General features: G+C 40.6%; 11 protein-coding genes. 6 read left to right on the plus strand and 5 right to left on the minus strand.

Annotation, left to right across the window (positions count from 1 at the left end; genetic code table 11):
- Positions 1–24: 24 nt before the first annotated feature.
- The 3 genes from HYG89_RS10780 to HYG89_RS10790 form a co-directional block, all read right to left on the minus strand.
- A complete protein-coding gene (locus HYG89_RS10780; protein WP_026438425.1) occupies positions 25–1,131 on the minus strand; it encodes a YheT family hydrolase in 1,107 nt (368 codons plus the stop codon).
- Positions 1,132–1,221: 90 nt separating this feature from the next.
- Positions 1,222–1,635, minus strand: coding sequence for a nuclear transport factor 2 family protein (locus tag HYG89_RS10785; RefSeq protein ID WP_178867430.1), 414 nt, complete (start codon positions 1,633–1,635; stop codon positions 1,222–1,224).
- 140 nt (positions 1,636–1,775) lie between these two features.
- A complete protein-coding gene (locus HYG89_RS10790) occupies positions 1,776–3,800 on the minus strand; it encodes an NADPH-dependent 2,4-dienoyl-CoA reductase (protein ID WP_178867432.1) in 2,025 nt (674 codons plus the stop codon).
- Positions 3,801–3,934: 134 nt separating this feature from the next.
- Between HYG89_RS10790 and HYG89_RS10795 the strand changes: the two genes are divergently transcribed.
- Positions 3,935–4,486 (plus strand): PadR family transcriptional regulator, encoded by a 552-nt coding sequence (locus HYG89_RS10795; RefSeq protein WP_004973333.1) that lies wholly within the window; start codon positions 3,935–3,937, stop codon positions 4,484–4,486.
- 125 nt (positions 4,487–4,611) lie between these two features.
- Positions 4,612–5,520, plus strand: a complete 909-nt coding sequence (locus tag HYG89_RS10800; RefSeq protein WP_178867434.1) for an alpha/beta fold hydrolase — start codon at positions 4,612–4,614, stop codon at positions 5,518–5,520.
- 78 nt (positions 5,521–5,598) lie between these two features.
- On the opposite strand, the gene HYG89_RS10805 is transcribed toward HYG89_RS10800, so the two are convergent.
- Positions 5,599–6,840 (minus strand): acyl-CoA dehydrogenase, encoded by a 1,242-nt coding sequence (locus HYG89_RS10805; RefSeq protein ID WP_178867435.1) that lies wholly within the window; start codon positions 6,838–6,840, stop codon positions 5,599–5,601.
- 264 nt (positions 6,841–7,104) lie between these two features.
- Here HYG89_RS10805 and HYG89_RS10810 point away from each other — a divergent pair, with 264 nt between their 5' ends.
- The 4 genes from HYG89_RS10810 (at position 7,105) to HYG89_RS10825 (ending at position 9,997) form a co-directional block, all read left to right on the plus strand.
- Complete coding sequence (locus HYG89_RS10810; RefSeq protein WP_004973326.1) at positions 7,105–7,806, plus strand: NAD-dependent deacylase; 702 nt, start codon at positions 7,105–7,107, stop codon at positions 7,804–7,806.
- Positions 7,807–7,968: 162 nt separating this feature from the next.
- A complete protein-coding gene (trmA, locus tag HYG89_RS10815; RefSeq protein WP_178318681.1) occupies positions 7,969–9,051 on the plus strand; it encodes a tRNA (uridine(54)-C5)-methyltransferase TrmA in 1,083 nt (360 codons plus the stop codon).
- Positions 9,052–9,292: 241 nt separating this feature from the next.
- Positions 9,293–9,517 carry a hypothetical protein gene (locus HYG89_RS10820; protein ID WP_004973321.1) on the plus strand — a complete coding sequence of 75 codons (225 nt, stop codon included), beginning with the start codon at positions 9,293–9,295 and terminating at the stop codon, positions 9,515–9,517.
- Positions 9,518–9,748: 231 nt separating this feature from the next.
- Positions 9,749–9,997 (plus strand): hypothetical protein, encoded by a 249-nt coding sequence (locus tag HYG89_RS10825; RefSeq protein WP_004973320.1) that lies wholly within the window; start codon positions 9,749–9,751, stop codon positions 9,995–9,997.
- A 30-nt stretch (positions 9,998–10,027) separates the two neighbouring features.
- Here HYG89_RS10825 and HYG89_RS10830 read toward each other — a convergent pair whose 3' ends face one another.
- Positions 10,028–10,780 carry a phosphodiester glycosidase family protein gene (locus tag HYG89_RS10830; RefSeq protein ID WP_256734002.1) on the minus strand — a complete coding sequence of 251 codons (753 nt, stop codon included), beginning with the start codon at positions 10,778–10,780 and terminating at the stop codon, positions 10,028–10,030.
- Positions 10,781–11,044: the final 264 nt, after the last annotated feature.

An 11,044-nucleotide genomic window follows, 5' to 3' on the forward strand; every position in this document is an offset into this window, starting at 1 on the left:
CTATATAGGTTTGTGCGCTTCACTTTAACTTGCCTGCAGCAACTGCGATTGCACTTTAAAATAATTAGAAATTAAACGCGATGCCCAAGATTTAGTAAAACCGACACCTTCATAAAAACCACAATGACTGCCTTTACGGGTCGTCACTACCATAATATTTGGCATTTTCCGTATGGTTTCTTTATAAGGATCAAAGTTTTTGATGTGGCACACTGGGTCATCTTCTGCATTTAAAACCATAAGCGGAATTTTGACATTCTCAAACACATAAATTGGGTTAATGGCTTGTGTGTAGCTGTCATAATCTTCAAAACCCGCCAATTCAAAATACGCCTTTTCAAACTCTGCCAATGTAGTCGCACTTAACACTTGCGATAAAGATTTTACGTTTTGCCAAATGTCCTGATGGGGCTGAATAAAAAACTGGAATAATTTTTTGGTCATCACTTTACTGTAAAAAGGATGCACATGCTGAAAGCCTAGTTCAGTGTTATATCCTGGGCACAGTGCAAACGCGGCTTTAATTGGGGTTTGCTCGCCTTCTTCGCCCAAATAGCGCACCAATAATCCTGTCCCTGCGGAAGAACCAACAGCATATAATTCAGATTGTGGAAATTGTTGCTGAATAAACACTATTTGTTCACGCAAATCATGCGTCGAACCAAACAGATTCATTTGTGGTACAGGCATAGGTAAATTGCCATGCCCACGACGTAAACATAAGGCAATACGCCACTGTGTCTGTTGATGTAAATCGCGCACCAACTCACGCATACTTTCCAAAGAACCTGTAATGGTATGCATTAAAACAATTGTGGGAGTATCTGCAGGTAAGTCATAACCCACCCAAGCAACTGCGGTGATACCGCCATCTTGCATAGTGAGTTGATCAACCCGATCATACTGCTGACGAATGGTTTTCTTTTTAATTAAATCAAAATATAAAAGATGCGCATGTGTATTGGACAGCCACGGCGTTGGACGGTATTTTTCTTTGAGCTGTGGTAAATAATCCAATACCCGACGGATTTCTCCATGTGGATGATAATACAACGTCGGTAAATCTGCGCCTGTGACCTGATCTAAAACCGCTTGTGTAATTTTCGCTATTTTTTGTAATGTAGACATCATTTTACTCCCAAGCAATACATGCACTTTCAAGCATGCCAACCCGAAACCGATTTCTATAAAACAACTTCATTGCCATACACACGCGGTATTTTATTTTTCGGTTGGCATAAAGGCAGCCATACGTTGTCCCATTTGCACAGCCAATGCCTCTAAACCACTTTTCGGGCGAATCATCACTTCAAAGTCCACAATTTGTCCTTGTGTATTGAATTGAATCATATCAATTCCTTTAAGTTTTTTATCTCCCACATTGGCGGAAAATTCAAGTACAACATTGCAACCATCTTCAGTATAAAACTCACGGTGATAAGTAAAGTTTTCAAAGACCTGAATTACATTGGTCAAAATAAAAAATACCACTTGTTTACTCGCATAAGGTTGGTACGCTACAGGTGAACGAAACACCACATCATCTGCCAGCAATTCACTCAAAATAGACATATCATGGTTTTGCAGCATTGTATGCCAACGCTGTACCGCTAATTTTGTTGTTTCCAAAGTCATGTTAAGTTCCTTTTTTTTGTTTTGATATTTCATTTCTATGCAGAGTCCCTGAGTGAGACTGAAGCACTGCTGCACTGGGCAGAAGCGATTATTAACTCTCTCCCCAGCCCCCTCCCAAAGGAGAGGGAGAAGGAATTACATTAAATTTTCGCTGCCAATTCAGCACCCTGACGAATTGCACGTTTGGCATCTAACTCGCCTGCTTCTTTCGCCCCACCAATTAAATGCACATTTTTGCCTGCTGCCTGTAATTGCTCATACATGGCGGTGTAAGACTCTTGCCCTGCACAAATCACCACATGATCAACTTCGAGCACTGTACTTTGACCATTGACGGTGATGTGCAAGCCTTGATCATCAATCAGGTCATAACTTGCCCCTGCAATCATTTTAACGTCACGGTTTTTTAAACCTGTACGATGAATCCAGCCTGTTGTTTTACCCAAGCCAGCACCCACGGATGATGCTTTACGTTGCAATAAATAAATTTCACGTGGCGATTCTTCAACTTTTGCTGCTTTTAAACCACCGACATGCGCATAATTGGTATCAATTCCCCATTCATCGTAGAATTTTTCAGGATTTAGACTACCACTTTCACCTTCATGGCTTAAATATTCTGCAGTATCAAAACCAATACCACCAGCGCCAATAATCGCAACACGTTGACCTACAGGCTTACGCTCTTTTAATACCTCAATATAGCTCAGCACTTTAGGGTGATTAATACCTGCGATATCCAATTGACGCGGGGTTACACCTGTTGCCACAACCACATCATCGAAGTCAGCATTGAGCAATTGTTCAAAACTAGCCGTATGATTCAATACCAATTTAATATTCGGTTGCAGCTCAATTTGGCGTTTGAAATAGCGCAAAGTTTCGTAAAACTCTTCTTTACCAGGAATGGTTTTAGCAATATTAAACTGCCCACCAATTTGATTCGATGCTTCAAAAATCGTCACCTGATGCCCACGTTCTGCAGCATAGGTTGCAAAGCTCAAACCTGCAGGCCCTGCACCAATCACCGCAATTTTTTTAGTCTGTGTTACTTCTTTAAAAATGAGTTCTGTTTCATGGCAAGCACGTGGATTGACCAAACATGAAGCAATCTTCATTGAGAAAATATGGTCTAAACAAGCTTGGTTACAACCTATACATGTGTTGATTTCATCACTGCGACCTTGCTCTGCTTTTTGCACAAAGAAAGCATCTGCCAACATTGGACGTGCCATCGATACCATATCGGCATGTCCTGCAGCCAAAACATGCTCAGCCATTTCAGGGGTGTTAATACGGTTTGAAGTGATCAGTGGCACTTTAACCAAACCTTTTAATTTCTCTGTCACCCATGTAAAAGCTGCGCGAGGGACTTTGGTAGCAATGGTTGGGATACGTGCTTCATGCCAGCCAATCCCTGTATTGATAATGGTTGCACCTGCTTTTTCAATCGCTTGTGCCAATTGCACCACTTCTTCAAAACTCGAACCGCCTTCGACTAAATCCAACATCGACAAGCGGTAAATAATAATAAAGTTTTCACCCACTTCTGCACGGGTACGTTTAACAATTTCAATTGGGAAACGAATACGGTTTTCATAACTGCCGCCCCATTCATCATCACGATGGTTGGTACGCGCAACAATAAACTCATTAATTAAATAGCCTTCCGAACCCATGATTTCGACACCATCATAGCCTGCGTATTGTGCCAATTTGGCACAATTCACAAAGTCGGCAATGGTTTGCTGTACTTCTGCCGATGTTAGTGCATGTGGTTTACTTGGGTTAATCGGCGCCTGAATTGCTGACGGTGCGACAATATCGGGCTGATAGGAATAACGTCCCGTATGTAAAATCTGTAAAGCAATTTTGCCGCCTGCATCATGCACAGCCTGAGTCACCACTTTATGTTTTTCTGCTTCTTGACGAGTATCAAGTTTATTGCCGCCCGCAAAGGTTAAGCCTGCATCATTCGGTGAAATACCACCTGTTACAATCAGCCCAACGCCACCTTTGGCACGCTCTGCATAAAAAGCCGCCATACGTTCGTATCCACCCGGTGCTTCTTCTAGTCCAACGTGCATTGAACCCATTAAGACCCGATTTTTTAAAGTGGTAAAGCCTAAATCTAAAGGCGCAAGTAAATGTGGATAGTCAGACATAGAATCTCCCTTCTGGCAAAAATGCTGGCTGTTTTATGCTTAATGCAACTTGTTGCATACTTTTATATTCTAGATTTAATTTTTATGCAACATGTTGCATAATTACAGCTGAAAAAAATAAAGTTGCTCTGTTTATGTCGCTCGCTCACGTTTTATTGACCAGTTTAATTGAAAAACCCAGTAACGGTATTGAATTGGCACGCCGTTTTGACCGCTCTATGGGGTTTTTCTGGAATGCGACCCATCAACAAATTTATCGCGAACTAAATACCATGCTGAAAAAAGGTTGGATTTCAACCTTAGAAGATGAAGATTCTAGCAGTCGTAGCAAAACCTATCAGGTAGAAGCTTTGGGGCGGCATGAACTGGCAAACTGGATGGTCGAGCAAAGCCCGCCTGCACAATTACGCGAAGAACTTATGGTACGTTTACGTGCCGAAGCCCAACTTGGCGGCAACAGCGTCTTACCCGAACTAGAACGACATTTGCTGCTTCACAAAGCCAAGTTGCACACCTATCAACAGATTTTTGCCAAAGACTTTAGCCAAGCACCTGCGAACAACCGTACCCTGTATATTCATAAAATGATTTTGCAGCTAGGGATAGATCAGGAAATTGGCTGGATTGAATGGCTAGAAAATGTGATTCCTGAACTGAAAAAGTTTGATGCCGAAGCCTCATCTTAAAAGTATATTTTTAAGTAATAGCAACCACATCAATGTGAAATCAGGGTTGCTCACCATACAGAAATGATCAGGCTATGCTATAAAGAATAACGCATCTTTAATTACAACCATGCAAGGAAATGCTGATGCCTTTTTACCGCATGCCCGATGGCGAAGCTCTATTTGTACGTGAATTTGGTCAAGGTGAGCCTGTGGTTGTGCTTTCAGGTTTAGGCATGCACAGTTGGCAATGGTTGCCATTTCTGTATCAACATAAAAAGCAGTATCGTTTTATTATTCCAGACTGGCGTGGTTTTGGGGGTTCAAACCTGTGTGCCGTTCCAGAACTGGATGCTATTTCGAGCCATTGGCAAGATTTAAACAGTCTGCTTCAACAACAGAACCTGCAACAATTTAAACTGATTGGCTATTCCATGGGGGCAACCACTGCCATGCATGGCATGCAATATGGACAATTGGCTGCGCATTTAAGCAGTTATTTACAAATTGACCAAGCACCAAAAATTGGGGTAGATGAAAACTGGCCTTATGGCTTATTTGGCAATCAACATCAACAATTTAAACAGTTATTGATTCATCTGTCCGAGTTTTTACATGATCACGCGCAATATACTGATATTCAACAAATGGATGTGTTGCAGCGTAAAAACTTAGTCGAACTTTGGCTAGAATTTATAGAATTACAAGCCAGCAATAAAATCAGTCCGTTTTTATTTAAACTGGCCGTCAAACGTCCTGTTTTACAACGCTATATTTTACCTACACAGCGTTTAGATTATTTACGCTGGTATATCGACAATTATTTACACCATCAGGAAGATTATCGTGAGGCTTTAACTCAACTGGGTTGTCCGACAGTCTTTTTTACAGGCGCACAATCGACCTTGTATGCGGCAGAAGGACAACGTCAAGTGGTAGAAGCTATGCCGAATGCGAAACAAGTCATATTTCACCAATCTGGGCATACCCCTTTACTGACCGAACCGTTGAAATTTAATCAGGAAATTAGCCAATTTTTAGAACTAAACAGCTAAAGTAAAACGGTGGAAAATGTGGTTTGCAATATTTTCCACCGTAGCATCATTAGACCTAGATTTAGTTTAGATCTAGATTTAATTGGCAAAAGCCGCGATACCCGTTTGCGCACGACCTAAAATTAGCGCATGCACATCGTGCGTCCCTTCATAGGTATTCACGACTTCCAAATTGACCAAATGCCGCGCCACGCCATATTCATCACTGATACCATTCCCACCAAGCATATCGCGCGCCATACGAGCAATCTCTAAGGCCTTGCCACAGTTGTTGCGTTTAATCAGCGAAGTACCTTCGAGTGAAGCAATACCCTCATCTTTCATACGACCAAAACGTAAAGCAATTTGTAAACCCAGCGCGATTTCGGTTTGCATATCGGCAAGTTTCTTTTGAATGAGCTGATTGGCCGCCAAAGGACGTCCGAACTGAATCCGATCCATCGTATATTGATGCGCAGTATGCCAACAAAACTCAGCCGCACCCATAGCACCCCAAGCAATGCCATAACGTGCACTATTTAAACAAGTGAACGGCCCTTTTAAACCACGCACTTCAGGTAACATATTTTCTTCAGGCACAAAAACATTGTCCATGACAATTTCACCTGTGATTGAAGCGCGTAAACCAACCTTGCCTTGAATGATTGGTGCAGAAAGTCCATCCCAACCTTTTTCTAAAATAAAACCGCGAATATCACCCACTTGCCCATCTGCTGAAACTTCTTTTGCCCACACCACAAATACATCGGCAATTGGACTATTGGTAATCCACATTTTCGCACCGTGTAAACGATAACCGCCTGCAACTTTATGTGCTCTGCTGTTCATACTGCCAGGGTCGGAGCCAAAATCAGGTTCAGTCAGACCAAAACATCCGATCCATTCACCCGAAGCGAGTTTGGGTAAATATTTTTGTTTTTGTGCTTCACTGCCAAACTCATAAATTGGCACCATCACCAATGAACTTTGCACACTTGCCATTGAACGATAACCTGAATCGACCCGTTCAATTTCACGTGAAATTAGCCCATAACTCACATAATTTAAACCTGTACCGCCATATTGTTCAGGTATGGTTGAGCCTAACAAACCAAGCTCACCCATTTCACGGAAGATGCTGCGATCTACCGTTTCATGTCTAAACTGATCACGTACCCGCGGCAGTAATTTTTCCTGACAATAAGCATAGGCACTATCACGAATCATACGTTCGGTTTCAGTCAATTGCTGTTCAAGCAAAAAAGGATCTTTCCAATCAAATTTCACTTTTTCACTGTGAGTTGCAGGCGTGTGATTTGGCGATGGATTGTGTTGTGACATGGCATCCTCTGCACATTATTATAGGTTCTGGTTCATCAATATTTGATTTTGCAGCGTCATACTACTTTACTTTATGTTCTATCATTAAAATGAAATAACAAGCAATAAAAAGTGAACTTTGATTCAATTATTCAGCAAAGTTATAGACAACACTAAACTTTCACATATTTAGATACTTAAAATTCTGAAAAAATGAGCTGTAGATTTGTGTTTCTATTTTCGGCACTTATACTCAAATCTAACCATCCATCAAGAGAATAAAACATGCGTAAATTAGTGGTTTTTTCGGGTGCAGGTATGAGCGCAGAAAGTGGAATCAATACCTTTAGAGATGGTGATGGCTTATGGGAAAAACATCGCGTGGAGGATGTCGCAAGTCCTGAAGCATGGGCAAGGAATCCTGAATTAGTCCAACGCTTTTATAATGAACGTCGTAAAAACATTCTTAATGCGCAGCCTAACTTGGCGCATCGCTTAATTGCTGAACTTGAAGATGATTTTGATGTACAAGTGATCACCCAAAATATTGATGATTTGCATGAACGTGCAGGCAGTTCAGAAGTTTTGCATTTACACGGCAATATTCGTTTAGCCAAAAGCTCAGGGCCTCATGCACAATACACGACAGAATTTTTTCCAATTGAAGGTGACTCGCTGAACTTGCAACAGGATCTTTGCCCACAAGGCTATCCTTTACGTCCGCATGTGGTCTGGTTTGGCGAAGCAGTTCCTGCCTATGAAGAAGCACTGGATTTGATTCAAGATGCCGATATTTTTATTGTGATTGGTACAAGTTTGGTGGTGTACCCTGTTGCTGGATTAGTACACGAAATTCCTGCAAATTGTCAGGCTTATTATATTGACCCAAAAGCCATGCAAGCCCAACTTCCTGCTCAATTTCAACGGATTTCCAAAACTGCCACTGAGGGCATGCAGCAATTGTTCGATCAATTACATCAAGTTTAAAGTAATTACAGTATCTAAATTTTTCCACTTGTAAGATGTCATCAACATGCTTAGGCTATTTTGACATCTTGCAGGATTGCATCATTTTCATAATAGTTTTAGGTATCTCTTTAAAACTTTGTTACCATCGCTCTTTCTCTGTGTTTGTGATGTTTACTGCATATGACCTCATCTTATCAGCAACAACTTGATGCAAAAGTTGCCCGTATTTCTGCCCAATTTGCCGAATATAACCCGCCTGCCTTGCAAGTATTTGCCTCACCAGAACACAACTACCGTATGCGGGCAGAGTTCCGAATTTGGCATATTGAAGATGATCTGTTTTATGCCATGTTTGAACGCAGTGAAGATAAGCAGAAAAAAGTTATTCGTGTAGATGAGTTTCCGATTGCAGACCGCAGCATTAACTTATTAATGCCAAAGCTGTTAGCCGCCCTGAAAGCCGATCCCGTATTATCGGCTCGTTTATTTGAAGTGCATTTTTTAGCGACTTTAAGTGGCGAAATGTTGGTTTCACTGCTTTATCACCGCAAACTTGAATCTGATTGGGAGCCTGCAGCCCAAGCTTTGAGCAAAGCATTAAACATTAAACTGATTGGACGCAGCCGTGGGCAAAAATTCGTGCTATCCGATGAGTATGTAGTTGAACAATTACAGGTTTTTGAGCGCACTTATACCTATAAGCAAATTGAAAGCAGCTTTACCCAGCCAAACGCGCAAGTTTGCCAAAAAATGCTGGAATGGGCATGTACGGTTGCCGAACATTCTGAGCAAGATTTATTAGAACTTTATTGTGGTAATGGTAACTTTACCCTGCCGCTATCGACTCGTTTCCGTCGTGTACTTGCCACAGAACTGGCTAAATCTTCGGTATATGCAGCGCAGTGGAATATTGAACAAAACCAGATTGAGAATATTCAAGTGGCACGCTTATCGGCTGAAGAGTTTACTCAAGCCTATAACGGTGAGCGTGAATTCCGCCGCTTGCAAGAAGCGAACATTGATCTTGCAAGTTATGATTTTGATACGGTCTTTGTCGATCCGCCACGCGCAGGAATTGACGATGACACCTTAAAACTCCTACAGCGTTTTAAACGTATTATTTATATTTCGTGCAACCCAGACACTTTGCATGACAATTTAAAAACCTTGTGTCAAAGCCATAAAGTGACGAAATTTGCACTGTTTGATCAATTCCCATACACCCATCATGTTGAATCGGCTGTTTTACTGGAAAAGATTTAAACAATTTGTTGCATTTTTCTTCAATATTTACAAGTTCTGCTTTTGAGCACTTGTAAATATTATGATGTAAATGAATCAGTTAAAGCATTACAAGCCCTTTAGCTGTCATAATTTCGTTAAAAAAATGCAATATCATCGAAAATTCTGCAACTCGATTGCTGCTTTTATCACTTAGGTCGACTTGATTTATTTTTTATATTGGCTATATTTCGATCTATGTTAGGTTGTGAATGAAGGCTCTATGAGTTTTTGGCAAAAGTTGTTCTCTACAGAACAGCAAAACGAGCATAAAAATCAAATTGCTTGTGTTGAAAATGATTGCTCTTGCAAGACAAATGAACAACTTCTCGAAGCTTTAACCAAAGCCACAGATGAAGATGTCATTATCGGGATTAAGAAGGTTCTCGCTTCGCGAGGTTATAGCCGCAAAGAGTTAAATGAACTCCAGCATCTACCATTCCAGTAATGGAATATGATAAAAAAGGCATTTAGTTGAACTAAGTGCCTTTTTTAATTGCTTCAAATATATTGGCACTTAAAACAATAAATTTTATAAATCTTAATACGTGCTTGAGCTTGCACAAAAACGCTAATCTTTTCAAACGCAGTCAATCATATCTTCATAATCATGCGCTAATATTTCTACACATAATCATCACACCAATAAATTCGAATTATTCAAACAGAGAAAATGACAATGAAAAAAACTAGCCTTAGCTGTCTTGCCCTACTCAGCCTAAGTTTAACAGCCTGTAGCCCAATGCCGAAAGAATGTGCCGAAACTTGGGAGAAAATGGAAAGTTTTGCTAAAAACATGGGTATTTCAGATGAGCAACTTAAACAACAAAAAAAGCAATTTGAAAATGAAGTCAAACAAATGAAAAGCGAAGAAGCAGTCAAAATCTGCAGGATGCAAGGCACAGCCTTAGGTTTTATTGGACAATAAATTCAGCCAAGCCAAAACCAAATTCCAATGTTAGGGTTTACAGCCTTGATGATCTATATAAGCTAAAATTGGACCTAAATTGCGATGTGGATGAGTATGACGTTGTAATTGCGGAATATACGCTGTAGAAATCGAACCATCTAAATACAAGGCATTTGGCGTTTGCAGCTCATCTTTAAAAAAGGTGGCAAATTGATGAAAAGTTACGGGCGTCTTGCTAATCACAAAGTACAGGCTTTGGTCTTTTAACCCAACCCCATTTCTAATTTTATAAGAAATACTGTCTGCCAAAAAACGTGAATTTAACTGGCGATTAATAACTAACATTGGGCCAGACTGTGTCGCATACTGCGCTTTGAACGCTTGATTGGCATATTGTTGGGTTGTTCCTAAAAACACCCGTTGATGATTCCACGCCAGTACACCATTGGGCTGAATTAAAAAATTCCCCCATCCCTGTTGCTGTCGGTTCAGCTTTTTAAGTTGTCGTCCTTGTTCCACATACAAACCCACAGGCGAATAATCTGGATGAAACATGCCTGCATTCATGGCAAATTGCATGTTTTCACAAGACTGTAGATTTTTTTGTAATTGTGAAATTTGCTGATACGGTTTCCCTTGCTGATCTTTCAGATATAAGCCTAGCTGTGACAACTGCGTCACTTCCACTACATCTACATTAATTTTACTGTTATTGACCGTCCATGCGCGAATTTCCGCCTGTGCAGCAGGCGTCCAGAATAAATAACTGAGTAATAAGTACTTCCACCGAGAACGAAACATTATCATCTCCATACCTGCTATGTTACAAATTGTGCATATAACTGAATGGGTTATCGCATATTTGCGTCAGACGCAGTACACTATAAAACCTGATTTCTTTTCTCTACTCATGTTACTTTATTGGTCAAGCGTACGATAGAGATGGATCCGTAAATTTGAACAACTCCTATAAGTGATATTCTGCTCCTCAAATGATGTTATAAACATCAATATATGGAGTATTTTATGGCACGTAGACCAAGAAGAAATCATTCAAATGATTTT

This window comes from Acinetobacter sp. SwsAc5, assembly GCF_013391485.1.
Taxonomy (GTDB): Bacteria; Pseudomonadota; Gammaproteobacteria; order Pseudomonadales; family Moraxellaceae; genus Acinetobacter; species Acinetobacter towneri.